The organism is Bacillus sp. Nf3, from assembly GCF_003028545.1.
Taxonomy (GTDB): domain Bacteria; phylum Bacillota; class Bacilli; order Bacillales; family Bacillaceae; genus Bacillus; species Bacillus safensis.
The window spans coordinates 208,012-234,992 of sequence record NZ_PYUA01000001.1 but is presented as its reverse complement, the minus strand read 5'-3'; the positions used below and the strand labels follow the sequence as shown (position 1 = coordinate 234,992).

Here is a 26,981-nt window from a genome sequence, read left to right as displayed (position 1 = left end):
GATGAGGATGCGGTATTGGGGTACCCAATTTCCCGCACCTCGCTTATCTGATAGAGAAATGTATTCTACTTGCACCTTTCTATCAATCGTGCAGACGGCTCTGAATCTCCCTTTTTTATATGACGTGCTGTTTTTGGTTACTTTTAATTTCACATCATATGAATCATCACATGTAGGGTTCGGATCAACGACCTACTTCTTTTTGTAAATGCCATGTCTTCAATGTCAGCTTTGTTTCATTTCTTCCACTGATGGAGATTGATTTATTTCCCGGGGAAGGAAAGTAACGTGCAGTAAAAACTTCTCGGCCACCATTTACAAAAATCTCAATCGACGATGCATCAATAAAGATATGAAGGTCGTGTAATTCCTCTATGACTGCTTCACGAACTTCCTTTGATCGATCTTCAAATCGATCCCGCTCTAATGTCAGCTTCCCTTTCCCTTTATCATAGATGATCCGTGCAGCTGCACGGATACAGCATTCAAACCCTTTCTGTGTGTCAATTTGATCAATGAATACCTCTGCGCTCGTAATATCATCTACAGGGATAGAATGAACAGAACGTTTAATATGAAAAACATGCTCTTGTTCATTGGTCCGCATGGATTGAAGTTCACTTACTGGTTTTTGAATGAGATGTCCGTCATCATCTAAACGGAGCTCTCTCGGGATCGTGAGGCAGTGTATCCATTGATAAGAAATCGTCGGATGATGCTCTTCTCCTTGATCAGGCACCCCCATCCACCCGATTAAAAGACGTCTGCCTGATTCGTCTAAAAAGGTTTGCTGCGCGTAGAAGTCAAAGCCTCGATCCAGCTCCTCAAACGCTCCATGCGTATATTGATAAGTATGATCATCCAATCTCCCAACAAAATAACCTGATTGATGGGTATTGTGATATTTTAAACCATCCGGCTTGAGCCCTTGCGGTGATACAATCAATACATCTCGGCCGTCTAACTCAAACAGGTCTGGACATTCCCACATATAGCCGAAATTGTCTAAACCATTCTTTCCACTGCCTGCAATCGTGCCTTGAAACGTCCACTTCTCTAACGTATCAGAGGTAAACAAAACAAGGTGTCCTTTCAGGTCTAAACTTTGTGCACCAAGAACCATGTACCACTGACCATTCCTCTTCCATACCTTTGGATCTCTAAAATGGGCAGTGAAACCTTCCGGCAGCGTTGCCACGACACCTTTTTTCTGAAAGTGAATGCCATCCTCTGAAACAGCTAAACATTGATACGTCTCACGGTTCCCTTGTTCATCCCGAACGTTTCCAGTGTACATCACATGCATCTGCCCATCGTCTATAAATGCACTGCCAGAATAACAGCCGTTTTGATCAAACCAATCACTTGGGGCAAGAGCGGCTTCTTCGTGATGCCAATTCACTAGATCTGTCGATGTGTAATGACCCCAGAATTTTGCACCATGTCCCGTTTTAAATGGCTGCCACTGATAAAAAACATGATAAATTCCTTTCCACTGAATCAGCCCATTCGGATCATTTAAAAGACCGACTGGCGGCATTAAATGAAATTGCTGCCGGTACACATCCTTTTTAACCAAATGCTCATAGTTTCGAATACGTTCTGCTATCTTTTGACGAAGTGCTGCGTCAGTTGTTGTCATGACTGTGACCACCCCTTGATTATTTTTCGACTTCTTTTACTTTAAAAATGATGGTGAGAATAAATGAAACAGCAACAGCGATTAACATACCAATTACATAATTGACCACATTTTGAACACCGAATGGTGCTGCAATCGCAATCATCGGAATGCCTGTTAAACCATAAGCATTGGCGGCTACCTTCGTGAAAACGACAAATGCCCCGCCCAATGCGCCCCCGATCATCGCCGCAATAAATGGTTTACGGTAGCGGAGGTTTACACCGAATATGACAGGCTCGGTAATTCCTAAAAAAGCAGAGAAGGCAGCAGGAAGGGCAATTTCTTTTGTTTTTGCACGCTTGGCTAAGAAAAAGACAGCCAATCCTGCCCCGCCTTGCGCGACATTCGACATTGCCCAAATTGGCAGCAAATAGTTACGTCCAATATCATTCAGCAATCCTGCCTCAATCGCATGGAAGCTATGGTGAACCCCTGTGAGCACAATTAAAGAGTAAGCACCGCCGAAAATGAGTCCTGCTAAGAACCCTGCATGGTCATAAATAAACGTCAGCGCATTCGAAATTCCTGTACCAAGCATTCTTCCAAGCGGGCCAACTGCAATAAACGTCACAAATCCAGTTACAATCACCGTCACAAATGGGGTCACAAGTAAATCAATACTGTTCGGAACCAATTTTCTTAAATTCTTCTCAACAAGACACATGATATATACGGTCAATAACACTGGAATAACCGTCCCTTGGTAACCAAGAAGAGCAATATCAACATTGAATAAATGCATATATTCTGGTTTTGCTTCCGTCAATCCCCACGGATTAAGCAGATTCGGGTGAATCATAATTCCCCCAATGACGGCTCCTAAATATGGATTTCCACCAAACTCTTTCGCTGCACTGACCCCAATTAAAATCGGTAAAATGATAAAGGCTGCACTTGAGAACATATCAAGCATTTGGAAGACCGCAGAGCTTGGGTCAGCCCATTTGAAGGCTTTCATCATACCTAAGAGACCCATTAATAAACCGCTTGCCACAATTGCTGGAATGATCGGTACAAAAATATTCGATAACGTCTTGGCAAAACGCGCAAGTGGATTCATTTTTTGTTTCACTGCTTCATCATGGCTGACAGGCTTTTGTTTCTCGTCGCCTGTCTCGAGACCAGTCTCACGAGCAAATGGTTCATACACTTTGTTGACAGATCCCGTTCCGAAAATGACCTGAAATTGTCCTGAACTTGAGAAAGCCCCCTTCACTCCTTCAAGTTCTTCAATGGCCTCTTTGTCAATCAAATCCTCATTTTTCACCACCAATCTGAGTCTTGTTGCACAATGCGTGGCACTGATGACATTTTCTTTGCCGCCTAACAGACTTGTTAATTCTTTGGCTGTTTTTTGATAATCCATGATGTCTCCTCCTTTTTTAAAGCAAAAAAGACCTAAAATTCACCAACGAGTAAAGGACATACACGTCCCCTCGTTACGCAAATTTTAGGTCTTGCCTGCCTGACAGTCACAATCCCGCGATATCAAATTTTGATGACGCTTTCATCATAGTATAAGACTGTGACATGCGTCAACCTCTTTTTTCAAATCCAATGACCCATATACACTAATAAGAGTAGTGTGCATAAAAAAAAGCCTGCATGCAGGCACGATCATTTTAAACCAATTCGGCTTCCTGCAGACGCTGGACATGCAGCGTGATGTAGCCGATCTCCGATTCAGGGAGATGAAGTCCATATTCATCTTTTAACAAATCAGCGAGTCCAAGTGCACACCGGTAAGCCGTATCATACTTTGTTTGGATAAAAATCAGCATGTCATCGTCCATGATTTGAAATGCCTCATTCGATTCCAACCTGCCTAATGCATACCTCAAATGTGTCACAAGCCGCTGATAGGAAATACTATCCTCATCAATTGAATGCTGAAAATAGCTTTCAATATGCTCGATCATTTCTTTGATCATCGTTGTATATTTTACGGTCTTTTTCATGGACTCCGTATTCATTTTGGCCGTATGAATATGAAGTGCCACATATCCTGCCTCATCGTCCGGCAGTTCGACCCCCAGCCGCTCCTTTACATAACGAATGGCATACTTTCCAATCTCATATTCCTGCTTATATAAGACTTTGATCTCACCAAGCAATTTATTATATAACACAATGCCTTTTTGAAGGCGTTCAATGGCGAAGGACAAATGATCAGTCAGTGATATGTGGATGTGATCACTGAGCGGCATCATGAGTTTACCTTCTGCATAACTGATGATATGCTCTGCCACCTCAATATGCGCTTCTGGCAATGTGGCAAGAATTTGTTTGAATTTCTCATTTTCTTCACGCACAACAAAGATTTTCTCTATTTTTTGAAGAGGAACGACGTCATTTTTCCCCTTCTGAAAAGCAATTCCGGGTCCCATCACAATTTTCTCCTGATCGCCCTCCTTTACAACCACTGCGTTGTTATTCAATATTTTATATATCTTCAAGGGGTATCCTCTCCCAGCAGATAACATTTCTTATGTGGGATTTTACCCTGTTTCACTTTTTCTGTAAAGGTAAGAGCGGACCAGCACGCGCCTCTCGCATCGTCTTCTCTTCAAGCATCATCAGACTTTGAATCAACCGCTTCTCTGCCCTGCGTTTCTTCTTATGTTCTTCTGCCAGCTTCTCCAGCTCTCTCTCTTTCACTACTTGAAAAAATCCGACATCCGCCGCGGCCACCTGAAACCCTTGCTGCTTCATCATCACACCAGGGTTCACAAGCACATTCATCATGAAACCAAACCATACGCTCAACCAGCTTTTTAATTTCTTCACTGAACATCCCTCCGCTTTTCTTAGAATCTAGCAGCTCTAGCAAAACAACTGCTCCTATCATATCCCGAGAAAAAAGAGAGGTTTGTCACAATCTGGGTGAAAAAATAAACTAGTTTTCAGAAGTTTTGTTGAAAAGTGCAGAAGATCATCATGTGCCTAGATGTTTCATTGAAAATTTTATGCACATGCTATCCCAAAGATAAGCACACCTTATCAACAGGGTTTATCCACATATCAACACCCTCTCACTAGATTTTGTGTATGTAAATTTTTTATTTTCCATATATGTATCTTAATAATCGAGTTATCAACAGACATTTGTGAATAAGTGCGACTTTATAAACAAAATAGTTCTTTGTAACTATGTAAAATAAGACCATTTTAGTAAAGGAATTGTTTTCAACATATTGAATACTTAATAACGGGCAGTGAATCTTTCCTATTTATCCACAAAAAGAAAGGCTATCTCCCTAAAAACACAGCTAGAAAGGGGAAAATTAATGAAAAAGGTCATATCTCGTTCTTCTGTTCTATTGTTCTCCACTATTTTTATTTTATCCACATTCTTTACCGGTCAACTGGCTGCTGCTGCTCCATCTAACAAAAAGGTGGAACTAGAAAAAGCAGAAATCTTCGGTGAAATCAATGTCAACTCGAAAAAACAAACCACTGTCATTGTTGAATTAAAGGAAAAATCCTTAGTTGAAGCTAAGCAAGACGGCGAATCACAAACAAAAGCCTCCCTTAAAAAATCTCGAACAAAAGTAAAGAACGCAGCACTCAAAGAGGTAGATAATGCGAGTGTTCGTCAAGAATATGAAAAAGTCTTCTCTGGTTTCTCTATGAAACTTCCTGCAAACGAAATCCCGAAGCTGCTCGCAGTTGATGGAGTAAAAGCTGTTTATCCGGATGTTACATATAAAACCGATGAAGTGAAAAAGGAAAGCATCCAGCTTCCAAACGAAGATGTCTCCCCGCTTATGGATAAGAGCGCTCCATTTATCGGTGCACCAAAAGCATGGGATGCCGGCTATTCTGGAAAAGGGGTCAAAGTCGCAGTCATTGATACTGGAGTAGACTATACCCACCCTGATTTAAAAGGAAACTTCGGTTTATACAAAGGCTATGATTTTGTTGATAATGATTATTCTCCGCAAGAGACACCTAAAGGAGATCCTAGAGGCGAATCCACAGATCACGGCACACACGTCGCAGGAACGATCGCGGCAAATGGACAAATTAAAGGTGTCGCAAAGGATGCCACACTTCTTGCATACCGTGTACTTGGACCAGGTGGATCTGGAACAACTGAGAACGTTCTTGCAGGCATCGACCGGGCGGTTACTGACGGAGCAGATGTCATGAACCTCTCTCTTGGAAACAGTGTCAATAACCCTGATTATGCAACGAGCATCGCTCTCGATTGGGCCATGTCTGAAGACGTCGTCGCTGTTACATCCAATGGAAACAGCGGTCCGAACAACTGGACAGTCGGTTCACCTGGCACGTCAAGAGATGCCATTTCTGTCGGAGCAACTCAGCTTCCGTACAGCCTTTACAATGTGAAATTCCCGAACTATTCAACTGCAAAAGTCATGGGCTACTACCAAGAGAGTGATTTAAAAGCGCTTGACCAAAAACAAGTCACACTCGTCCAAGCTGGAATCGGTGACGAAAATGCCTTTGAAGACATCGATGTTAAAGGAAAGGTGGCCGTGATTGAACGTGGTGCCATTGCTTTTGTGGATAAAGTCGACAATGCAAAAGCAGCTGGTGCAATCGGCGTTGTGATGTATAACAATACCGATGGAGAGATCCCAGTCGATGTACCAGGTCTCGCACTTCCTACAATTAAGCTGTCAAAAGCTGAAGGAACAGCGCTTATCAAAGCCATTGAGGCTGGAAACAATACAACGGCTTTCTCCATTCAATTTGTCAAAGAACTTAGTGAGCAAGTCGCTGACTTCTCGTCCCGCGGACCGGTTGTGGATACGTGGATGATTAAGCCTGATCTATCAGCACCCGGCGTCAGCATTGTGAGTACGATCCCAACGCATGATCCTTCTCAGCCTTACGGATATGGTTCTAAGCAAGGAACAAGTATGGCTTCTCCGCATGTGGCAGGAGTAGCAGCGATCATCAAACAAGCAAAACCATCGTACTCAACTGGACAAATCAAAGCATTACTGATGAATACAGCAGAAAAACTGTTTGACGCAAATGGCAGCCCATTCCCTCATAACACACAAGGAACAGGCAGCGTTCGAATCATGGAATCACTTCAAGCGTCTTCTATCGTTTCTGATGCGAGCTATTCTTACGGCACTTTCTTAAAGGAAAAAGGCGTTCAAATCAAAACGAAGAAATTCAAAGTAGAAAACCTTTCAAAAGCACCGAAAACGTATACCATTGATTACAAATTCAATGGCAGCGGCATTAGTACAAACGGAACGAAAAAAATCACCGTCAAAGGGAATTCCACTGGATCCTTTACTTCCGCAGTACAGGTGAATTACGGAAAAACCAAAAAAGGGACGTACCAAGGCAGCATAACCATTCGCGAAAATGGCAGAAAGGTCACGGAAATCCCCACTTTATTGATTGTGAAAGAGCCAGATTATCCGCGCGTCACTTCTGTTTCCGTAGAGCCTGACAACCGTGCTGGAAGCTATGTTATTAGCAGCTACCTGCCTGGCGGTGCTGAGAACCTTGCATTCCTTGTCTACTCGACAGATGGAGAGTATTTAGGTGAAGCTGGTGTTTATCAACATGTTGATAAAGGAGAGCACCGCGTAAAATGGAATGGCACGATCAATCAAGGCCAGAAGCTTGAAGCTGGTGAGTATACAATGCTTGCGTATGCAAGTTTGAAAGGAAAATCAGATACCGTACAAACGAAGGAACCTTTCGAAATTTACCCTGAATAAATGTGAATCACAAGAAAAGCCTTGTATGAGCGGATAAGCTCATCAAGGCTTTTCGATCATATATGGAAGAAAGAGAAACTCATGTTGATATTGCTATCGATCGTTTCTTTTTTTACTGCTTTTTTTCTGACGATCACCTTGGTTTATTTTCTAACCTTTTTACATACGAAGCAGCCTCGTCCTTTTCATCAAGCATGCGAACTGACTGTTTATGCTTCCTTTATCTACCCACTCAGCCTGCTGGTGTCAGCCGCCTTCTTCCTCACTATGATGCTCCTTTTCCCCTTTTACTGGCTGCGTGAACGTTAAATATACATACGTTATGCATCAAAGGCTTCTTTTAATAAACGATACGATGTGAGCCGGTCTTGCATGTGATGTGTGATGGTCACAGCAATCAATTCATCTGTTCGATAAGCCTTCGCAAGTGTGGTCAGCTGCTTTTTCACAGAAACTGGTGTTCCAATGACCATCCTTTGACGATTGGCAGCCACTCGTTTTTGTTCATATGGACTATAGGAATACGCCTGTGCCTCTTCATATGAAGGAAAACCATCAAGATTCAGCCCCTGTTCATTGGCAAGTAAAGATAAATCTAAGCTGACAGCCAGTTTTTCTGCCTGCTCCTCTGTTTCAGCACATAAAACAAAGACTGCCAGACTGACACGCGGCTGATCACCGAATACTGAAGGTTCAAACCGATTGATATATTGCTCTACAGAATCTTCTCCGCCTTCACCATTAATAAAAAGAGCAAACGTGTAGCCTGCACCTGCTTTCGCCGCAAGCCTTGCACTCCCTCCAGAGGAACCGAGCATCCAAACTTCTGGCGCGGTCTCTACCTTCGGAGAAGCAGTCAAATGAGGCAGCGGGTAAAATTCATCCGCTAGATCGTGTAAATACACCTTCAATTCTTCTACTTGCTCAGGATATTGATCACCTAAACGCTTTCGCTCCCCATGATGAAGGGCAATAGATGAAATGGGCATACCGCCAGGGGCACGTCCAATCCCAAGATCAATTCTCCCAGGAGCCAGCGCTTCGAGAACCCTGAAGTTCTCTGCTACTTTATAGGCGCTATAGTGGGGAAGCATGACGCCGCCCGAGCCAATGCGTATATGCGACGTAACGGCTGATAAATGGCCGAGAAGCACCTCTGGACTCGATCCTGCAAGCCGATTTGAAAAATGATGCTCTGATACCCAAAAACGGTGATAACCCCACTTTTCCGCCTGCTTCGCCAGTTCAACCGTCTGCTTCAAAGCCTCAGCAGGCGTAGCACCTCCTATCAAAGGAGATTGATCCAGTATACTTAATTTCATCATGCTGCACCTCTTACAGAAATCCCCCTCTCTTAATGGAAAGGGGGTTGTCTTATTTATTTTCGATTAAAGCCCTTCTCTTTCACAAATTCTCCAAGGAAGGCACGCTTTGGCTGGCTAAAGCCTCGCAGCATCTGCTCAGACCAAGTATCTTTTCTCTCACCGTTTGTTCGTGTTTCATAATATGCGGAAATACGATCGTCGTATTCTTTTAAATAACGATCCACATGCGCTTCATCTTGCTGATATGAATTTTCATGATATATGAGTTCAACTGGCAGTCGTTCCTTTTGAGACGACTGATTAGCTGGATGCCCAACAGCTAGACCGAATAACGGCAGCACATAAGATGGCGTTTCAAGCACTTCAGAGACTTCTCTCAGCTGATTACGCAGTCCGCCAATATAGCAGATTCCAAGTCCCATTGATTCTGCGGCAACACTGACATTTTGTGCAGCCAATGCCGCATCAATGACGCTAATGAGAAAGGCTTCTGTATTCTCAAGCGCCTCCTGATGATTCTTCCCTGCTTTTTTTGCAATATAATCATGGCGTTTCAAGTCTGCACAGAAGACAAAGAAATGCCCATTCTTCTCAACGTAAGGCTGATTCCCAGCCAGTTCAGCAAGCTTGGCCTTCTTCTCCTGATCTGTTACACCAATAATACTATACGCCTGTACGTAGCTTGATGTTGAAGCAGCCTGTGCACTTTTGATCAGTGTCAGTACCTCTTCTTCTGTCAAACGCTCGTCTGTAAACGAACGGATGGATCGATGATTTAATATGGTTTCTATCGTCTTGTTCAACTCGAAGACCTCCTTCACTTCTTCTATCATAAGGCAAAGACATAGGGCTTTTCAAAATTTAAAACTCGCAATAAAAAAGACAGCCTATACTTAGACTGCCCTTACCCGTTTTATTTAAATAAATAACTTTGATATTTCGTTAATTGAACACTTGCATTATAGGCAATTCCGAAACCAATCAGAACGGACAAGACAGAGCTTCCTCCAAAACTGATAAATAAGAGTGGAATCCCGGTTACAGGCATCACGCCTATGTTCATTCCAATATTCTGGAACGTATGGATCACAATCAAGGCTGTATATCCGACGCAGAAGAATGACGCAAATCGGCTATAAGGATGTATTCGGTCAATCAGTACGACCAGCCGGTAGATCAAGAAGAAGAACATGATCACAACAAACGCACAGCCAATAAAGCCAAAGGCTTCACCTATAATGGAGAAAATCATATCCGTTTGTGCTTCAGGAACATAGACCTTTAAGTTTTTAATGCCATTCCCAAAAATCTGCCCTGCACCAATGGCCATAATCGCCTGTTCCACTTGATATTTATCAGATCCAGATGCATCCTGTGTCTGTGCTTGGTTGGCTGTCGAAGAACTATCAGGCAGCCAGGCGGTAATCCGGTTTATCTGGTACTGCTGAATGCCAATTGTTTTCGCAAAATCAGGGAATAAGATGATCACAGCTAAAACAGAAGCAACTAAAAACACAACCACTGAGCCGATAAGAGAAATGAGTTTCCAATTGACCCCTGATAAAAATACCATCACCACAACAATAAACATACAAACAGCCGCAGTCCCTGCATCCTGCAAGAAAATCAGTCCAACTGGTACAGCTGACACCCCAGCAATTTTTAATAGTAGAAAGATATCATCTTCTAATGTCCGTTTTCCTCTAGGTGTAGACTTTCCGATGACAGATGCGAGCATCATAATCAAACCAATTTTCATGAACTCTGAGGGCTGAAGTGTTCCAACCCCTGGTATCACAAACCAGCTTTTTGCACCATTTTTAATTGGAGCAAAATCATGACTTCCAATTTTTGCAGGAGCAACTTTCAGAAGAAGTAACAGCAGTATGCCACCTATAAAAATATAGAGACTTAGCTTCTCTAATTGCTCCAAATCAAAATAATTTATGGCTACAATACATATAACTCCGACCATATAGTATATGATCTGCCTCGTCCATGCATTAGATCCATACTGCCCAAATTGACCCGCAGCATAAATCGCAATGACACTGATGGCAAAGAAGGCTAAAAATATAAAAATCAAATCTCCTTGATAGTAAGGAGATGTATTCTGCTTGTTCATGAACTAACCACCCTTATTACAAAACATAAAAGCCCTTATTTATATTAGATTGAAATTTTCACAAAATCAACTCACCTTAAATATGACGGAAGATACATCCGAAAGGTTCCATTCAATTTTCAAAAAATGAAATACTTTTCATCCTAACAATAGGAAAAAATTCCTCTATACACTTTTCATTCAACCGATCTCAAGTCCTTTAAAAAGTTTATTTTACAGATTTTAAAGGGAAAATTCAATGACCTATGTGGCGATATGACAAGTAAACATCAGATGAGATAAGCTGCACTGAGGAATGAGGATTAAAACCATTTTGTATGGAATAAGGCCCATTTTCCAATTATTACGTTTACTTCAAAGTCAATTGTGGTATAATATTTGTAACAAAATGTTCACAATATCTCCTAAAAACAGACACAATTGCATCCTGACCTCTCATTTGATTTGAACATCAACTTACAAAGGAGTTGGATACGATGGATATGTTCTTTGCGTACCTATGTATTGCAACGGCTACACCCCTGTTTTTATGGCTGGAAAACAGAAAGATTGCATTAGCATCTATTCCACCCATTATGATTATGTGGATTTTCTTCGGTCTTTACATGACAAGCAGTTTATCTCCAGCAGGACATACCTTCATGATCGCATTCTTTGCCATTAACGTGATTTTGGCTCACATTGCAGCGTTCCTCATCTACGGACTTCCATTCATTCGCAAAAGATTCAGCAGCAGATAGATATCGCCCAACTATTGGAAGCGTTATCACTATCATGATAAAAACCACTCACCTTCAAGAGATGAGTGGTTTTTTTATTATTTCTCTGAATGCTCAGACTGCTTTGGTGCAGACGGTGAATAACCGTCTTTACTGTTCTCTCCGTGGCTGTAGTGAGCCGCAAAGATCCAAACAGATCCGATGACGAAGATAATCGCACAGAACAGACCAAACAAAGTATTTCCGACTTGAACAGTTCCGTTCTCGCTCTCTGTCATGTGCATAAACATGAACAGCTGCAAGAATGCTTGAATGAACGCAAAACCAAAGATAATCCATAGTTTTGCGGAACTGCCAATTTCAGCTCCAATGGCAATCCAGAATGCTAAAATTGTCAGCACAATGGATAGAATGAAGCCAACTACGTGTTTCCAAGGGAAGTGTTCGTGCTCTGCTGAGGAATGTGTTTTTCCAGCCATATCACAAAAGCCCCCCTAATCCGATCAAGTAAACAGCTGTGAAGATGAAAATCCATACAACATCAAGGAAATGCCAGTATAGACTTGAGATGAAAATCTTCGCTGCTGTTTGTGGAGTTAATCCACGTTTTTTAATTTGGAACAAGATTCCGGTAATCCAGAAGATACCGATCGATACGTGTAGTCCGTGAGTTCCTAAGAGTACAAAGAATGCAGACCAGTACGCACTTGTATGGATGCTCGCACCCTCATGTACATAATGGAAGAACTCAAAAATCTCAAATCCAACGAAGCCTGCACCTAGAAGCAGTGTGAGAATCGTCCAGATGACAACCCCTTTTGTACTTCCACGACGCATTTCATGAACGGCAATCCCGCATGTAAATGAACTAACCAATAACAGGAATGTCATGATCAATACAAGTTTCATATCAAACAGCTCAGCTGGTAAAACGCCACCAGCTGTTCTGCCATGTAGAACAAAGTAGGTCGCAAAAAGTGTTGAGAATAACACGATTTCCGCGCCAAGGAATATCCAGAAACCAAGGATGTTTAAACGTCCGGTTTCAGAGCGATATTCAAGCGGTGCATTTGCATAGCTGCTATCATTATGTCCCATTACTTCTGCGCCTCCTTATTCTTTTTCTCTGTTTCGATTACTTCTTCAACAGGAATATAGTAGCCATCGTCATATTCGAATGAACGTAAAATCATCGTTGCGAATACACCGATTAAGCCAATAACGCCAATCCAGTACCATTCAAATACAAGACCGAATGCACCAAGTCCAAAGAATGCAGACATGATCAACGGTCTGCCTGAATTGTGCGGCATGTGAATTTTCTTAAATTCTTTTTCAGGATGAACGTCTACATTGTTTTGCTTCCAATGATGGAATGCATCTGGTGTTGTCACTTCTGGAAGTGCTGCAAAGTTATAATGCGGCGGAATTGCAGAAGATGTCGCCCAGTCAAGTGTACGTCCTTCTCCCCAGCTGTCTCCAGACACTTCACGTTTTGCGTGTCTCCAGCTGTAGTAAATGTTGTAGCAAAGGATGATGAATCCGATACCCATCATAAATGCACCAATTGTTGAAATAAAGTTTAGTGCAGTCCAGCCATCTTCTGGTCCATACGTATAAATACGTCTTGGCATTCCTTGCAGTCCTAAGAAGTACTGCGGGAAGAAACAGATGTTAAATCCGATCATGAATACCCAGAAGAACCATTTGCCGATTCTTTCGTTTAACTTGTAACCAAACATTTTTGGATACCAGAAAACAAGACCAGCAAAACAAGCAAATACAGTACCTGCGATTAATACATAGTGGAAGTGGGATACAAGGAAGTACGTGTTATGGTACTGGTAATCCGCAGCTGCCATCGCAAGCATAACCCCAGTTACACCACCGATTACGAAGTTCGGGATGAAACCAAGTGCCCAAAGCATTGGTGATGTAAAGCTGATACGGCCTCGATACATCGTAAAGAGCCAGTTAAAGATTTTCACACCTGTTGGTACAGAAATCGCCATTGTTGTAATCGAGAAGAATGAGTTAACCGCTGCACTGTTCCCCATTGTAAAGAAGTGGTGAACCCACACAAGGAAACTAAGAACAGAGATTGCCACAATCGAGACAACCATCGCTTTGTAACCAAACAACTGCTTTCTTGAGAACGTCGCAAAAATTTCTGAGAAAATACCGAAAGCCGGCAGGATAACAATATATACCTCAGGATGTCCCCAAATCCAGAATAGGTTCGCCCAAAGCATCGGCATACCGCCTGCTTCGAGTGTAAAGAATGCAGAACCGAATAAACGATCAAATGTCATAAGTGCTAAAGCAACTGTTAGTACAGGGAATGCAAAAACGATGATGACAGACGTAATCAATGTTGTCCATGTAAACATTGGCATACGCATAAGTGTCATACCTTTTGTACGCATTTTTAAGATGGTCACCATGAAGTTAATACCTGTCATAAGTGTACCAATACCTGCAATTTGGAGCCCGAGCAAGTAGTAGTTCTGTCCAGGTCCTGGTGAGAAATCATTTCCGGCGAGCGGCATGTAACTCGTCCAGCCTGCACTTGGTGATCCTCCAATAACGAAGGAAATGTTGAACAGCATTGCTCCGACCATGAATGTCCAGAAGCTAAGGTTGTTCAAATAAGGGAATGCAACGTCACGTGCACCAATTTGAAGAGGAACAACGACGTTGATTAAACCAATTAAAAATGGCATCGCCATGAATAGAATCATGATCGTACCATGCGTTGTAAAGATTTCATTATAGTGGTTTGAATCTAAAAACGTATTATTAGGAAGCGCCAGCTGCGCGCGCATCATCAGTCCGTCTACCCCACCGCGGAAGAACATAATCACAGCAGCAAGGATATACATGATTCCAAGCTTTTTATGATCAACTGATGTCAGCCATTCTTTCCAGAGCCATTTCCACTTTTTAAAGTAGGTTAAAACAAACACGATGGCAATGGAGGTAAGAGCGATAGAAATTTGCGCACCAAGAATTAATGGGTCTCCAGTTACAAAAAACTCATCCCATTTTAAATGCATAACGGCCTCCTCCTTTCCTTAGTCAGTTTATTCTGTTTCTAATTTTCTTTTATAGTTCTTCACATTCTCGAAAGGATCTGTCTTGGAATGCGGAGAAACTGCTTGGTAACCTAAACGTTTGCGTGCTTGGAGTGCATATTCAGAATCCTCTCCGTGCTTCGCAAAGGATAAATGTGTTGATGAGAATGTCTGCACATCTGCAGCATCAGGAAGCATCAAGTAGTCATACGTTTTCTTCGTTAACTTTGGTGCTTCTTTCTTTGTTTTATTTACCCATTTATCATAGTCAGACTGCGTCATCGCATTGACTTTGAATTTTTGCTGAGCAAAGCCCTCGCCTGTGAAGTTGGCGTTTCTTCCTTGATATGTGCCAACTTGATCAGCTTGAAGGTATTGTTCCATCTCCATTCCAGCCATCGCATACTTCTCCCCGCCTAGCTGAGGAATCCATAGTGATGCCATTGTATCAGCGGAAGTGATTTTGAATAAAACCGGCTGATCTTTTGGAATGTTTAAGTAGTTCACTGTCTCAATATTTTCCTCTGGATAGCTAAAGATCCATTTCCAATCAACAGCTGTCGCATAAACGACAAGAGGATCTTTATGGCTTGTTGCTTGAGGTGCCTCTTCCAAAGAGTAAATTGTTTTTACAGTTGGAACTGAAAGGGCAGCAACGATTAATATTGGGATCACTGTCCAGACAACTTCTAGAAGCGTGTTCCCGTGTATTTCTGGGTTATAAGAGGCGTTTCCAACGTCCTTACGCTCACGGTATTTAACCAAAATGATGGTAAACATTACAAATACCGCACCAACGATAAAGAGCATAAATCCGATAGATAAAAGGATTAAGTCTTTTTGTTGTGCTGCGACTGGTCCTTTAGGATCTAAAACAGCGATATTGCTGCAACCTCCTAATACAAAAACACTCACGAGCATCGCTAATAAAAGCATAGGTTTAATGGCTCTGAACAAGAAGATCACCATCCTTCCTTAGATAATGTATAAATTGCTGAATAATTGTGAAAAGCCATCTGCCTTCGAAAACTTTTCTTCCCTTTGTAATGCTATCAAAATCTGTTAGAGTTAGCTTCCCTTTTTTCAAAAGTTCATTTATTTTTCAACAGATTTCTTTTAAAATGTCATAAATTCGACATAAATTTATATTATTGCACACACAATAAATTTCTAGGATTTTGAAAAGTTGAGAGTTGAAGGCAAAGGACAAACAATCAAGAACTTTGTCAAATTTAGGTTTACCACAATAAAAAAGTTTGGTCAAATTTCAATTTAACTTAATGAAATTTTATCTAGGTAAACAATTTCAAAATAGGTATCCCCACATTTAACAAAAACCTTACTTATTTTAACGCAAGTTGATAAGAAAAGAAAGTATCGATCCTCTGACTATACGCTGTAAGAATTGGTAATCATGTTGAATATGTGGAATCCCACTTAATGACTTCCAGCAAAAAACCGGCTTAGCGCCGGCATTCTGCAATTATTCATCTCTTACTAAAATATCAGGGCGCCTATAGATGTCCCCTTCATGTTCAACGTCAATGTATGTCCACTTGCCTGTATAGGTTAAAAAGCGGTTCCCCTCTTTCTCTACGACCATCGTATCCTCTGATTTCAATCCAGGCAATGAAGGGTTCCATGTAAACACTTGCTGCAGCTGAATTTCTTCCTCCGATGAAGGCACTGCGATAATTTCTCTAGATATAAAGCCCGTTTTTCCTCCTTGATGAAGCTTTTTCCAGCTATCAGGGAAGCCTTCTTTTTCATACTGAGCGATACCTGCTTTCAACACGTCTCCCAAAGTCTTACCGGGGCGCGTAGCGGCATTCATGACCGTGTCAATTCGTGCAAGCCGCTCTTTGTTCTCTTCAAGCTCCTGTGGAAGCTGACCGAAGTAAACAGACCTTGTGACATTCGCCACGAGTCCATGCCGTTCAGCGCAAAGGACAACAAGCGCATGCTTTTGAAGTTTTTTGTCTGTTGGAATTGGATGACGGTATTGATGAATCCGGTCATCTGTTGCTACAAGCAGCACTTCAATCGTCATTCCCTGCGCGATCGCTTTTTGAGCCGCTAAAGAAGCGATTTCGTGCTCCGTCTGTCCTGGAACGATTTCTTTACAGACACTCTCTACAATGACCGCTGTTTCATGACAAAGCGTTTCATATTGGCGGAGCTGTGATGCAGAAAGAATGGATCGAACTTGCGACAAATCCGGCTCAACCCATTCGAATCCATCCATTTGAATGTCTGACCCGATTCGTTTGTCTTTTGTGAGTGTTTGAATGTGTGCCGTATCATCCTCAAACCAATCCATCGTCGCCACTTGAAATGGGTGATCGATATACGCCATCTCTTCTTCAATGATCCGCTTTTCTTCCATTTGATTCACAATGAGGACGATGTCGTCTTTTAACACAAGCAGCTTGCACACGCCCTCTGGTGTATTTAACACAATGTGATTTCTTCTTCCTCCTGTCAGCCAGGAGAAGTTATTTCGCTTTTGAATTAAGACACCGTCGAGCTGTTTTTCTTCCATTATTGTTCTTACTTGTTCAATCATCTAATCACCTGCCTATATGAGTGTATGAATGAAACGTTTAAAAGCTGTTTTCCCTTGCTCGGTTCTTTTAAACACACCCGCCTGTGAGAGAATTCGAGAAAAAATCATGCCGACTTCTTTTTGTAAAATGGCTTCTGTATTCTCCTCTGTAAAGGTGTTCTCTTCAAGCAGACGCTTTGCCCATGCTTCGTGTTTCGTGATAGTAGGACGAGCTTTGATTTCTTGAAGGGGGTTTTGGGATAACAGCGCTTCTTTTAATTGGCTTAATTCCTCTGCTAATCTACCAGGAAGAACTGCAAGACCCATCACTTCAATTAATCCGATATTCTCTTTTTTAATATGATGGACTTCTTCGTGTGGGTGGAAAATTCCGTCCGGGTGCTGCTTGTTTGTACGATTATTACGCAGCACTAGATCTAATTCATAGTCATCTCCATGGCGGCGTGCAATTGGAGTAATGGTATTATGCGGCGTCTCTCCTGTATGAGCTAGCAGCTCCACTTCTTCATCTGAATACATTTTCCACTCGTTTAAGATAAAGTCTGCGGCGTCTGCAAGCGTCTGCCTATCGCTGCTTCGAAGGCGGATCACAGACATCGGCCATTTCACAATCCCGGCCCTCACATTCGGAAAGGCACTCAGAGAAAAAACATCTTCAAGTTTCGCTTTCGCCATAGGAAATTCATGCGCACCGCCCTGAAAATGGTCATGACTTAATATACTTCCCCCTACAATCGGAAGGTCGGCGTTCGATCCGATGAAATAATGCGGGTATATATATATGAAAGAAAGCAATCGTTCAAAGGTCTTTTTGGTGATACTCATCGGCTCATGTTCGCCTTTGAACACAATGCAGTGCTCGTTGTAGTACACATAAGGTGAAAATTGTAGAAACCAAGATTCATCTGTGAGTGTCATAGGAATAATCCGGTGATTCTGTCTCGCTGGATGGTTGATCCGTCCCCCAAACCCAACGTTTTCTTTACAAAGGAGACAAAGAGGATATTGCTTTTGACTAAGTTTTTTGGCTTCAGCGATTGCTTTTGGGTCCTTTTCCGGCTTCGATAGATTAATTGTGATCTCCAGCTCGCCATCATCTGTTGGTGTAAACCACTGCACATTTTTGGCGATTCTGCCAGTATGAATATAGTGTGCGTGCTGCTGCATTTCATAGAACCAGCTTGTAGCCGCCTCTGGCCCTTCATGCTGGCGTTTCTCTTCAAACTTCGCGTAGATGACACTTGGAGGCGCCACCAAGCATCCCATGATTTTCGAATCTAGTAAATCGCGATACGTATCCGTCCCCTCAGGGATAAGGCCAGTCTCTACTGCCCAATCCAGCATTGGCATTAAGATGTCTTCAAGTTCCGCATCCCCTGAGACTGTTCTTGCCTCAGCTTCATCCAGCCCAAGCACCTCAAGCAGCCGATTTCTCGTATAATCGATATCTAGTGGTGTAATCAGCTCTTGATTGACTCCGTATTGAATCAGCTGTTCCAGTTTTCCAAAAATATCTACCGCCATTCTCTCTGTCCCCTCTCTTGCCTGCCTGTTACGCGTTATTTACTCTGGTAACCGTCTGGATGCTTCTGAAACCAATCCCACGCACTTTGAATAATGGTGTGAAGATCAGCATATTGAGGTGCCCACCCTAATTCTTGCAGCGCTTTTTCAGAAGAAGCAATCAGCTTTGCTGGATCTCCCGCGCGTCTGTCAGCCACCTGTGCTGGAATCGCATGCCCCGTGACGTTTCTTACAGCATCTACTACCTGCTTCACGGAGAAACCTGTGCCATTCCCTAAGTTATATGTTGCACTTTCTTTTCCAGCACGCAGACGATCAACTGCTAAGATGTGCGCCTCTACTAAATCCATGACATGAATGTAATCTCTAATACACGTGCCGTCCTCTGTCTCATAATCATCACCATAAATCATGATCTGATCTCGTTTTCCTAAAGCCACTTGCAGAATGATCGGAATGAGGTGTGTCTCAGGCTGATGATCCTCTCCGACAAGTCCTTCTGTATGAGCGCCAGCTACATTAAAGTAGCGAAGCACGACGTATTTCATTCCATATGCCTGCTCAGACCACTGCAGCATTTTTTCAATCGCAAGTTTTGTTTCTCCATAAGGATTGGTTGGGTTCGTCTCATCCGTTTCAACGATCGGCACACGCTTTGGTTCACCATACGCAGCTGCGGTTGAAGAGAAAACGATGTGTTTCACATCAAATTCATTCATCACCTGAAGTAAAGCTGTTGCTCCCCCAACATTGTTGTCATAGTACTTTAGCGGGTTTGTTACACTCTCACCTACAAGTGAATCTGCGGCAAAGTGCATAACCGCTTCTATTTGATGCGTTTTGAAAACCTGTCTTAAAAAATCTTGATCTCGTAAATCTCCCTCTTCTAAAACAGCTCCCTCCAAAACAGCTTCTTTGTGGCCTGTCTGCAAATTATCCACTACTACTACTTGTTCACCTTTCGCTAAAAGAGCCGCTACAGCATGACTGCCAATGTACCCTGCTCCTCCGCATACTAAAATCGTCATAACACTTCCTCCTTCGTGAGTTCTCTTGCGCCGCCTCCAATTCCAGCTATGTAAAAAGAGGCTTCAATACCTGTCTTCTCTTGATAAATCGTACCCGTTTCTTCTATAAACGATGCCAGCTGCTTTTCTTTCACAATACTGATCGTGCAGCCGCCAAAACCCGCGCCCGTCATACGGGAGCCAATCGTTCCAGGATGGAGCCAAGCGGCTTCTGCCAGAGTATCCAGTTCAAATCCAGTCACTTCATAATCATTCTTTAAAGAAAGATGAGATGCCTTCATGAGGGCGCCTAGCTTTTCAATTTTATCATCTTTCAAAAAATTTATCGCTCTCATCGTCCGCTCATTTTCTGTCACCACGTGCCTTGCACGTTTGCGGCATGTTTCATCCTGAATCAAGTGGGCATGATCGGCAAATTCATCAGCCGTGAGCTCACATAAGTGGGCAAGATCGATTTCTTTTCGCAAATCGTTTAAAGCGGATTGACACTCTGACCGACGTTCATTGTATTTGGAGTCTGCCAGTGTCCGCTTTTTGTTTGTATTGGCAATGACAAGCGCCAGCCCCTCTTGCCGAAACGGACTGTATTCAAAATCAAGGGTATCGCAATTGAGCAAGATGGCGTGATCTTCTTTTCCAAGAGCGATTGAAAACTGATCCATAATGCCGCAATTGACGCCAATAAATTCATTTTCTGCACGCTGCGAAAGGAGGGCAAGACGGGCATTTGAAACGCCGAATGAATGCCATTCATTGATAAAGACAGCGGTGACAAGTTCGATGGAGGCAGAGGAAGACAGCCCTGCGCCATTGGGAATATTTCCGCCGTATACTATGTCAAATCCTTCTTCTATCTTCATCCCTGCTTCGATAAACTGATGGAACACGCCCTTCGGATAATTCGCCCAGCCGTCTGACTCCAAGTAAGCGATTTCAAAAAGGTCGAATTCTTTCACACCATCGCCATCAAAGTTCAAGGAATACATTCTCACGCGGCCATCTGACCGCTTGGCACATGCTGCATATGTACCGAGAGTGAGCGCACAAGGAAATACATGACCTCCATTGTAATCTGTATGTTCACCAATCAGGTTCACTCTTCCCGGGGCAAAAAAATAGCGAAGTTCTTCTTCTCTATCCCCAAATTGCTGGTGAAATGCCGTGCGTAACATATCGATCATATCCATTCCCCTTTTCTCTTCTGATACTCTTATTTTAGTTGCCTGAACTGCGTAAGTTCAATGGTAAAAAAATCGTTAAAAAATACCCTTTTTTTGCTGTGAATGGTACGATGTGATATGAGGTGTACCATGATTCAAAATAGAAAAAGGTTGTTTTTTGCTGTGAAGGAGGTTTTCCAATTTGAAGAAGGAAGCATTTGCATTTCGTTTTCACCATTCTGATGTTACATTGCCGGCACAAATATGGTCTGTTGGCTGGGAGGTTCAATCATCTTCTTTATACAGCTGGAATGGCGTGGAGCGGAAGGATCAGGGCAAGTGCATCTTTCAGCTCACACTGTCTGGACACGGCATGATTGAAATCGGACAGAAGCGGTTCAAAGTCTTGCCAGGGCAGGCCTTTCTTGTGAAAAGCCCAAGTGCCTATCAATATTATTTTCCAGAAGACAGTGAGCATTGGGAATTTCTCTATTTGACGCTTTATGGGGAAGCCTGCGATCTTTGCTTTGACCAATTTATAGATCAAGGAAAGCAGGTCATGCGTTTTCATCCTAATTCCAAACCGATCCGCCTGCTGAAGAAAATTTATGATGAAGCCAGTGAAAGACGGATTACCAATCCATTTGAGGGGTCTAGCCTTGCTTATCAATTTGTCATGGAACTGTATTCATATTTGCCAAAGCTTGAGGGACAAATGGAGAAATGGCCTGAGCCTATCGTTCAAGCGGCCTTGTTTGCCAGCCATCATTTTCACGAGGAAATTGGCCCAGACGATATGGCAGCTGCGGCACGTTTATCCAAAAGTCATTTTACGAGGGAATTCAAAAAGGCCACTGGCTTCACACCTATTCACTACTTAACCAATATCCGGTTAGAGAAGGCGGAAACATTACTAAAAACAACGAAATACTCGATTGAAGAAATTGCCATACAGTGCGGCTACCGAAATGCGAATTACTTGAATAAAGTCTTTCGAAAGAAAATTGGCATGTCTCCAAAGCAACTACGGGAAACAAGCGATGCATAATAAAAAGCAGCCGCTTTATCATTGGCTGCTTCTTTTACGCTTTTGACAGGTCAACATGAATTCTCCCTTGTCTTAAAACAATGGTCATTTGCGTATCAGGGGTCATTAAGTTTTCTAAAATGTCCGTTGCCGTTTGAAGCGCAATGTCCATTCGGTTGATCTTTTCCTTTTCTTGTTCCGAAAACGCTTCTGGATGTGCGGTCATTTCTTTGACTAGCCTCAGCACTTGTTCATGCTGCTTTTCTGCTTGTTGATATATGACATCATATAAGTCGTCTGGCCTGCTGCTCATTTCACATCACCTATCTTTTTTATGTGTTAAATCGCATCTTCTTTTGTTTTCTTGAAGACGAACCATTTACTGGCGACATAATTGACCACCACAATCACAAAGTTGACGAGAATTTTTGCGACGGTTTCATTGAGCGCCATTTGGCTCACAAATAAAATCATCAGCCCCAGATCTACACCTAGAGACATGAGACGAACACTAAAAAATGAAGAAAGTTCACGCATGAGGCTTTTTGTGTCACGAGCCTTTTGCTTGAAGACATACTTCTTATTGGTGATATAAGCAAAGAGAACAGCAAATACCCATGAAACAACCGTAGCTGTTTTGTAATCCATGGAAAACATCTCAACGAATAAATAGAAGCTGACGATATTGACAATGGTTGTACACACACCCATCACAAGATACATGACAACTTCTCGATACTTTTGAAAAAGGCTATACATGTCTTTCTTCATTCCTTCTTGGTGGTTTCTGTTTCTTTTAGAATACCATCTTAAGAAGAACTTCCCAAACGAACAATATGTACGTCCTGTAAAGATGAAATTTGTTCTACTCGATGGCAAATGTCAACACAATCGGTTTATATGAGTCAAATGTTTTAGGTCTTTTTCATTATTTTAATTTATAATCTTTCAACTGACTTTACAATTGTTTATTATTAGAAGTAAGATTTCAATATTTATGGGTTTTTTAGTCATTTTTTTAGGAACGTGGTAGGTGATAGATTTTACAAAATAGGTTAAATGTCATCATTTTTCGACAAAAATTTATTTTGTGCTGTTTTCAACCACACGTACAGTTACTAGACGGTTTGTTCAAGTCATTGGTTGCAGTGAATATGTCTTATTGAACTGGAGGATATTATGGATACGCAAGTGAAAAGAAGAGTTGACGAAGAGTGGGTTTATTTGATTCAGGAAGCGAAAAAAATTGGACTAGGCATCGAAGAAATACAAGCTTTTTTAACATCCAACGGTGATCAGAAGATGATAAACAAACCGTAAATCAACGCCGTTATCCTTTGTCTTTCAGACTGCTTTGGCTAAAAGTTCTGACCTGTCAATTGACCTTTTGAAAATCCTTTCATGACGATACGCTACAATAATTGAACACCTCTCCATACCAATCCCTTCACTCAATGGGGTTCTGTCTTTCTATATTAGGAGGACAGTCCACTTCCCGTTCTCTATATGATCCCTTTTTAGTTGCATTCATGAAAATTGTCCTTCTCTCGTTATAAAACCAAGCTGCCCACCCATATATTAACCATGAAAACAATGAGAAAGCAGAAAGGTGGGTAGAGCGTGAGTTCAGATTCCCTTTCGTATTATCACCAAAAAAAGGATCAGTATTATCATGGGGTAAACCCGGTCATCGTCAGTCGTATTCGCGCGGAATGGACGTCTTTGTTGGATATCGGATGCGGCACAGGCAAGCTTGGAAAAGTCCTGAAACAAAAGGGCCGAACCATCTATGGCATTGAGTCATTTGAAGACGCAGCAAAAGAGGCTGAGCAAGAGCTGGATCATGTTCTCTGCGGAAATATTGAACAGATGGCTCTCCCTTATGAACATGAACAATTTGACTGCATTATTTTCGGAGATGTCCTCGAGCACTTATTGGACCCTTGGGCCGTTTTAAAAAAGGTGAAACCCTTCCTTAAAAAAGAGGGTGCCATCCTGTCATCTATTCCAAATATCAGCCACATTTCAACGGTTTTAGAATTACTAGCCGGCAGATTTACTTATACAGATGCAGGGTTAATGGATCAAACCCATTTACGCTTCTTCACGCTTCACGAAATACATGCACTCTTTCATTCAGCGGGTTTTCGCATTCGCGAATTCGAGGCTATTCGCGTACAGCATCCTTCCTATGCAGGCGTGTTGAATGACCTACATGAATTACTCATGAAACACGGCATTCGTTCTGATTTTCACGAGGCTGCTACAGCCTATCAATATGTGGTCGAGGCGGTTCCATTTCATGAGTAATCCGACCATCCTGTTTGTTTTATGTGTAAATGATGAATCGATGTTTCAGGCTTGCTTCCGGCAGCTCGCTTCTCTTCCGGCTCCTCATGGATACCATGTGGAGGTCTTACCAATCAGACAGGCATCAAGTATGACCTCTGCCTATAATGAAGCCATCACTCATCCAGCTCAGTTTAAAATCTACCTTCATCAGGATACCTTGATTGTCAAACAGCATATGCTGCTCGAGCTCATCCCCCTTTTTTTACAAAATCCATCACTTGGCCTGGTGGGCGTGATTGGAGCAGAAAGCGTGCCTGACAATGGAATTTGGTGGGAGAGTGCTGATTGCAGGGGTAAAGTCATTGAATATCGCCACGACACCTATCAGCTGCTTTCGTTTGAAAAAGACCGTCAGCAGCCCGAAGTGCAAGATTATATCAAAGCTGCGGCTATTGATGGTCTATTCATGGCAACACAATACGATGTGAGGTGGCGTGAGGACCTCTTTGATGGCTTTCATTTTTATGATGTCTCGCAGTCCTTTGAATTCACTCAGCAGGGCTATGAAGTTGGGATTGCAAAACAAGAAGAGCCTTGGTGTATTCATAAATGCGGAGATCATTTTGACGCAGAAGCGTATGAAAAAGCGAGAGAACAATTTCTTGCAAATTATCGATAGAAAGCACCCTTTTCGGGTGCCTTTTTTATGATATACTGTCATAAACAGCCAGATCGTCTCATATGCATTGGAGTACCTTGTCCCTAATTCGTACAAAGGAGGAAACAATGGCAGACAAAAAAGTTCATTATAAGAAGGTTGCCGCTTCAGAGGATTTTCGAAAACTTCTTGAGGAAAAACGCAGATTTATCGTACCGATGACGATTTTCTTTTTTCTCTTTTACTTTTCACTTCCGGTTGCTACATCCTACTTCACCTTTTTGAACACGCCGGCAATTGGCGCGATCTCATGGGCTTGGTTATTCGCCCTCACACAATTTGTCATGACCTGGGTTTTATGTGGACTTTATGCAAAAAAAGCGGCTAAGTTCGACAATTATGTAAGCGCTTTAAAAACTGAATCAAGAGGTGATGACGAATGAGCATGACCGCTTTTATTTTGTTCGTAGCGATCGTAGGTCTCACATTGGTCATCACATATTTTGCTGCAAAAAAAACAAGCAATGCGAGTGATTTTTACACAGCAGGCGGAGGTTTGACCGGGTTTCAAAACGGCCTTGCCATTGCTGGCGACTATATGTCTGCTGCATCCTTTTTAGGAATTGCTGGAATGATCGCGTTAAACGGATTTGACGGCTTTTTCTATAGCATTGGTTTTCTAGTAGCGTACCTTGTCGTTCTTTACGTTGTGGCTGAACCGCTACGAAATCTAGGGAAATATACGATGGCAGACATGATCGCTGCACGATTTAAGCGCCCTGCCATTCGAGGGGTTGCCGCCTTTAATACCATTACAGTCTCCACTTTTTATATGATTGCACAGCTTGTTGGAGCAGGTGCGTTAATCAAGCTGCTTCTTGGCATTGATTACTGGATCGCAGTGCTGATCGTGGGTGTCCTGATGACCATTTATGTCGTGTTTGGCGGCATGATTGCGACCAGCTGGGTACAGATCACAAAGGCTGTGCTTCTCATGCTTGGGACGCTCATTATTTCTCTGCTTGTGTTTGCAAAGTTTGATTTTAGTCTGCTAAAGATGTTTGAACAGATGAAAACTGTAACCCCGCTTGGTGAATCGTTTCTTCACCCGGGAAATAAATATGATGTGCCTTTAGAAACCTTGTCTCTTAACCTCGCCTTAGTGCTTGGGACAGCAGGTCTGCCGCACATTTTGATTCGTTTTTATACAGTAAAGGATGCGATTTCTGCGCGAAAATCGGTTCTTTCTGCTACTTGGATCATCGGGATTTTTTATTTAATGACGGTTTTCCTTGGCTTTGGTGCTGCTGCCTTTGTTGGAACAGAAGCGATCACAGCAGCAGATGCAGCCGGAAATATGGCCGCACCTCTTCTGGCACAAGCCCTTGGAGGAGATTTATTATTTGCCTTTGTTTCCGCTATCGCCTTTGCGACCATATTGGCAGTGGTGACTGGTCTTGTTTTATCCGCCGCGTCAGCTTTTGCCCATGACTTTTATAGTCAGATTATCCGCAAAGGAAAAGCGAGTGAGCGGGAGCAAGTGAAGGCGGCACGCTTTGCTTCAATCGGCGTGGCGATCCTCTCTATCATTCTTGCATTATTTGCCCAGTCCTTAAACGTCGCTTTTCTTGTGTCTCTTGCCTTCGCAGTCGCAGCGAGTGCGAATTTACCTTTAATTATCTTCACTGTTTTTTGGAAACGATTTAACTCTACGGGTGCTATCGCCGGAAGCTTAACAGGCCTTCTAAGCGCACTGATTATCGTCTCGCTCAGCCCAAGCGTCTGGGACCCATCAGGAGCAGCCATCTTCACAGGAGAGCCGCTCATCCCGCTGTCGAACCCTGGGATTATCTCGATTCCACTCGGATTCCTTGCCGCATACTTAGGCACGATATTCTCGTCTGAAAAAGCAGATGAAGACACCTTTACGGAAATTCAAGTAAAGGCACATACAGGCATGCATATGGATACTGATTCATAAGGAAAAGCCGGCTGCTCAGCCGGCTTTTTTGTGTTCTTCTGTTCAAGTCTCAGTAAGGTATAAATTGGCTTTTCAACTTATTTTTATACTTCTCTAACCTGGCA

Annotated in this window: 25 protein-coding genes; 8 read left to right on the top strand and 17 right to left on the bottom strand. The window is 42.5% G+C overall.

Annotated features, from left to right (window positions below; all coding sequences use genetic code 11):
* Nucleotides 1–184: 184 nt before the first annotated feature.
* From C9414_RS01130 to C9414_RS01115, 4 genes are all read right to left on the bottom strand, one after another.
* Nucleotides 185–1,642 (bottom strand): glycoside hydrolase family 32 protein, encoded by a 1,458-nt coding sequence (locus C9414_RS01130; protein WP_107162884.1) that lies wholly within the window; start codon nt 1,640–1,642, stop codon nt 185–187.
* 19 nt (nt 1,643–1,661) lie between these two features.
* Nucleotides 1,662–3,050 (bottom strand): sucrose-specific PTS transporter subunit IIBC, encoded by a 1,389-nt coding sequence (locus C9414_RS01125; RefSeq protein ID WP_107162883.1) that lies wholly within the window; start codon nt 3,048–3,050, stop codon nt 1,662–1,664.
* Nucleotides 3,051–3,306: 256 nt separating this feature from the next.
* Nucleotides 3,307–4,140, bottom strand: a complete 834-nt coding sequence (locus C9414_RS01120) for a PRD domain-containing protein (RefSeq protein WP_039182354.1) — start codon at nt 4,138–4,140, stop codon at nt 3,307–3,309.
* Between the two features lie 52 nt (nt 4,141–4,192).
* Nucleotides 4,193–4,471 (bottom strand): hypothetical protein, encoded by a 279-nt coding sequence (locus C9414_RS01115; protein WP_107162882.1) that lies wholly within the window; start codon nt 4,469–4,471, stop codon nt 4,193–4,195.
* Between the two features lie 500 nt (nt 4,472–4,971).
* Between C9414_RS01115 and C9414_RS01110 the strand changes: the two genes are divergently transcribed.
* Nucleotides 4,972–7,398 carry a S8 family peptidase gene (locus tag C9414_RS01110; RefSeq protein ID WP_107162881.1) on the top strand — a complete coding sequence of 809 codons (2,427 nt, stop codon included), beginning with the start codon at nt 4,972–4,974 and terminating at the stop codon, nt 7,396–7,398.
* Nucleotides 7,399–7,718: 320 nt separating this feature from the next.
* On the opposite strand, the gene C9414_RS01100 is transcribed toward C9414_RS01110, so the two are convergent.
* From C9414_RS01100 to C9414_RS01090, 3 genes are all read right to left on the bottom strand, one after another.
* On the bottom strand, nt 7,719–8,723 hold the full coding sequence (locus C9414_RS01100; protein WP_224929803.1) for an LLM class flavin-dependent oxidoreductase: 1,005 nt from the start codon (nt 8,721–8,723) through the stop codon (nt 7,719–7,721).
* Nucleotides 8,724–8,776: 53 nt separating this feature from the next.
* Nucleotides 8,777–9,526 (bottom strand): oxygen-insensitive NADPH nitroreductase, encoded by a 750-nt coding sequence (gene nfsA / locus C9414_RS01095; protein WP_107162879.1) that lies wholly within the window; start codon nt 9,524–9,526, stop codon nt 8,777–8,779.
* A 110-nt stretch (nt 9,527–9,636) separates the two neighbouring features.
* A complete protein-coding gene (locus C9414_RS01090) occupies nt 9,637–10,848 on the bottom strand; it encodes an FtsW/RodA/SpoVE family cell cycle protein (RefSeq protein WP_047203655.1) in 1,212 nt (403 codons plus the stop codon).
* Nucleotides 10,849–11,324: 476 nt separating this feature from the next.
* On the opposite strand from C9414_RS01090, the gene C9414_RS01085 reads away from it, so the two are divergent.
* The gene (locus C9414_RS01085) at nt 11,325–11,588 is read left to right on the top strand and encodes a spore morphogenesis/germination protein YwcE (RefSeq protein WP_008345491.1); all 264 of its coding nucleotides are present in this window, start codon (nt 11,325–11,327) and stop codon (nt 11,586–11,588) included.
* 77 nt (nt 11,589–11,665) lie between these two features.
* On the opposite strand, the gene qoxD is transcribed toward C9414_RS01085, so the two are convergent.
* From qoxD to C9414_RS01045, 8 genes are all read right to left on the bottom strand, one after another.
* On the bottom strand, nt 11,666–12,046 hold the full coding sequence (gene qoxD, locus C9414_RS01080; protein WP_007497818.1) for a cytochrome aa3 quinol oxidase subunit IV: 381 nt from the start codon (nt 12,044–12,046) through the stop codon (nt 11,666–11,668).
* A 1-nt stretch (nt 12,047) separates the two neighbouring features.
* Nucleotides 12,048–12,665: a cytochrome aa3 quinol oxidase subunit III gene (gene qoxC / locus C9414_RS01075; RefSeq protein WP_039182371.1), complete on the bottom strand. Its 618-nt coding sequence runs from the start codon at nt 12,663–12,665 to the stop codon at nt 12,048–12,050.
* Nucleotides 12,665–14,623: a cytochrome aa3 quinol oxidase subunit I gene (qoxB, locus tag C9414_RS01070; RefSeq protein ID WP_007497822.1), complete on the bottom strand. Its 1,959-nt coding sequence runs from the start codon at nt 14,621–14,623 to the stop codon at nt 12,665–12,667. The genes qoxC and qoxB overlap by 1 nt, the downstream gene beginning before the upstream one ends.
* A 27-nt stretch (nt 14,624–14,650) precedes the next feature.
* Complete coding sequence (gene qoxA, locus C9414_RS01065) at nt 14,651–15,607, bottom strand: cytochrome aa3 quinol oxidase subunit II (RefSeq protein ID WP_106025645.1); 957 nt, start codon at nt 15,605–15,607, stop codon at nt 14,651–14,653.
* 517 nt (nt 15,608–16,124) lie between these two features.
* A complete protein-coding gene (locus tag C9414_RS01060) occupies nt 16,125–17,207 on the bottom strand; it encodes a M24 family metallopeptidase (protein ID WP_107162878.1) in 1,083 nt (360 codons plus the stop codon).
* A gap of 12 nt (nt 17,208–17,219) precedes the next feature.
* The gene (gene galT, locus C9414_RS01055; RefSeq protein WP_107162877.1) at nt 17,220–18,731 is read right to left on the bottom strand and encodes a UDP-glucose--hexose-1-phosphate uridylyltransferase; all 1,512 of its coding nucleotides are present in this window, start codon (nt 18,729–18,731) and stop codon (nt 17,220–17,222) included.
* A 35-nt stretch (nt 18,732–18,766) separates the two neighbouring features.
* Nucleotides 18,767–19,759: a UDP-glucose 4-epimerase GalE gene (galE, locus tag C9414_RS01050; RefSeq protein ID WP_107162876.1), complete on the bottom strand. Its 993-nt coding sequence runs from the start codon at nt 19,757–19,759 to the stop codon at nt 18,767–18,769.
* Nucleotides 19,756–20,940 (bottom strand): galactokinase, encoded by a 1,185-nt coding sequence (locus C9414_RS01045; protein ID WP_390272570.1) that lies wholly within the window; start codon nt 20,938–20,940, stop codon nt 19,756–19,758. Before C9414_RS01045 ends, galE begins: the two co-directional genes overlap by 4 nt.
* 181 nt (nt 20,941–21,121) lie before the next feature.
* Between C9414_RS01045 and C9414_RS01040 the strand changes: the two genes are divergently transcribed.
* The gene (locus C9414_RS01040; protein WP_007497828.1) at nt 21,122–21,967 is read left to right on the top strand and encodes an AraC family transcriptional regulator; all 846 of its coding nucleotides are present in this window, start codon (nt 21,122–21,124) and stop codon (nt 21,965–21,967) included.
* 34 nt (nt 21,968–22,001) lie between these two features.
* Here the strand turns inward: C9414_RS01040 and C9414_RS01035 are convergent, their stop codons facing one another.
* Together C9414_RS01035 and C9414_RS01030 are read right to left on the bottom strand one after the other, a co-directional pair.
* Nucleotides 22,002–22,259 carry a hypothetical protein gene (locus tag C9414_RS01035; RefSeq protein ID WP_047203661.1) on the bottom strand — a complete coding sequence of 86 codons (258 nt, stop codon included), beginning with the start codon at nt 22,257–22,259 and terminating at the stop codon, nt 22,002–22,004.
* Nucleotides 22,260–22,285: 26 nt separating this feature from the next.
* Nucleotides 22,286–22,717, bottom strand: coding sequence for a GtrA family protein (locus tag C9414_RS01030; RefSeq protein WP_039182392.1), 432 nt, complete (start codon nt 22,715–22,717; stop codon nt 22,286–22,288).
* Between the two features lie 408 nt (nt 22,718–23,125).
* Here C9414_RS01030 and C9414_RS01025 point away from each other — a divergent pair, with 408 nt between their 5' ends.
* The 5 genes from C9414_RS01025 (at nt 23,126) to C9414_RS01005 (ending at nt 26,877) form a co-directional block, all read left to right on the top strand.
* Nucleotides 23,126–23,266, top strand: a complete 141-nt coding sequence (locus tag C9414_RS01025; protein ID WP_008345506.1) for an anti-repressor SinI family protein — start codon at nt 23,126–23,128, stop codon at nt 23,264–23,266.
* A 300-nt stretch (nt 23,267–23,566) separates the two neighbouring features.
* A complete protein-coding gene (locus C9414_RS01020) occupies nt 23,567–24,256 on the top strand; it encodes a class I SAM-dependent methyltransferase (RefSeq protein ID WP_107162874.1) in 690 nt (229 codons plus the stop codon).
* Nucleotides 24,249–24,917, top strand: coding sequence for a glycosyltransferase family protein (locus tag C9414_RS01015; RefSeq protein WP_107162873.1), 669 nt, complete (start codon nt 24,249–24,251; stop codon nt 24,915–24,917). Before C9414_RS01020 ends, C9414_RS01015 begins: the two co-directional genes overlap by 8 nt.
* Nucleotides 24,918–25,024: 107 nt before the next feature.
* Nucleotides 25,025–25,339 carry a DUF485 domain-containing protein gene (locus C9414_RS01010; RefSeq protein ID WP_024423845.1) on the top strand — a complete coding sequence of 105 codons (315 nt, stop codon included), beginning with the start codon at nt 25,025–25,027 and terminating at the stop codon, nt 25,337–25,339.
* The gene (locus C9414_RS01005) at nt 25,336–26,877 is read left to right on the top strand and encodes a solute symporter family protein (protein ID WP_107162872.1); all 1,542 of its coding nucleotides are present in this window, start codon (nt 25,336–25,338) and stop codon (nt 26,875–26,877) included. Before C9414_RS01010 ends, C9414_RS01005 begins: the two co-directional genes overlap by 4 nt.
* Nucleotides 26,878–26,981 lie beyond the last annotated feature (104 nt).

Excerpts from the sequence above, each read along its gene's own strand:
- C9414_RS01130 (WP_107162884.1), bottom strand. The coding sequence starts at position 1,642 with ATGACAACAACTGACGCAGCACTTCGTCAAAAGATAGCAGAACGTATT.
- C9414_RS01125 (WP_107162883.1), bottom strand. The coding sequence starts at position 3,050 with ATGGATTATCAAAAAACAGCCAAAGAATTAACAAGTCTGTTAGGCGGC.
- C9414_RS01110 (WP_107162881.1), top strand. The coding sequence starts at position 4,972 with ATGAAAAAGGTCATATCTCGTTCTTCTGTTCTATTGTTCTCCACTATT.
- C9414_RS01100 (WP_224929803.1), bottom strand. The coding sequence starts at position 8,723 with ATGATGAAATTAAGTATACTGGATCAATCTCCTTTGATAGGAGGTGCT.
- C9414_RS01090 (WP_047203655.1), bottom strand. The coding sequence starts at position 10,848 with ATGAACAAGCAGAATACATCTCCTTACTATCAAGGAGATTTGATTTTT.
- C9414_RS01085 (WP_008345491.1), top strand. The coding sequence starts at position 11,325 with ATGGATATGTTCTTTGCGTACCTATGTATTGCAACGGCTACACCCCTG.
- qoxD (WP_007497818.1), bottom strand. The coding sequence starts at position 12,046 with ATGGCTGGAAAAACACATTCCTCAGCAGAGCACGAACACTTCCCTTGG.
- qoxC (WP_039182371.1), bottom strand. The coding sequence starts at position 12,665 with ATGGGACATAATGATAGCAGCTATGCAAATGCACCGCTTGAATATCGC.
- qoxB (WP_007497822.1), bottom strand. The coding sequence starts at position 14,623 with ATGCATTTAAAATGGGATGAGTTTTTTGTAACTGGAGACCCATTAATT.
- C9414_RS01060 (WP_107162878.1), bottom strand. The coding sequence starts at position 17,207 with ATGATTGAACAAGTAAGAACAATAATGGAAGAAAAACAGCTCGACGGT.
- galT (WP_107162877.1), bottom strand. The coding sequence starts at position 18,731 with ATGGCGGTAGATATTTTTGGAAAACTGGAACAGCTGATTCAATACGGA.
- galE (WP_107162876.1), bottom strand. The coding sequence starts at position 19,759 with ATGACGATTTTAGTATGCGGAGGAGCAGGGTACATTGGCAGTCATGCT.
- C9414_RS01045 (WP_390272570.1), bottom strand. The coding sequence starts at position 20,940 with ATGATCGATATGTTACGCACGGCATTTCACCAGCAATTTGGGGATAGA.
- C9414_RS01035 (WP_047203661.1), bottom strand. The coding sequence starts at position 22,259 with ATGAGCAGCAGGCCAGACGACTTATATGATGTCATATATCAACAAGCA.
- C9414_RS01030 (WP_039182392.1), bottom strand. The coding sequence starts at position 22,717 with ATGAAGAAAGACATGTATAGCCTTTTTCAAAAGTATCGAGAAGTTGTC.
- C9414_RS01025 (WP_008345506.1), top strand. The coding sequence starts at position 23,126 with ATGGATACGCAAGTGAAAAGAAGAGTTGACGAAGAGTGGGTTTATTTG.
- C9414_RS01015 (WP_107162873.1), top strand. The coding sequence starts at position 24,249 with ATGAGTAATCCGACCATCCTGTTTGTTTTATGTGTAAATGATGAATCG.
- C9414_RS01010 (WP_024423845.1), top strand. The coding sequence starts at position 25,025 with ATGGCAGACAAAAAAGTTCATTATAAGAAGGTTGCCGCTTCAGAGGAT.
- C9414_RS01005 (WP_107162872.1), top strand. The coding sequence starts at position 25,336 with ATGAGCATGACCGCTTTTATTTTGTTCGTAGCGATCGTAGGTCTCACA.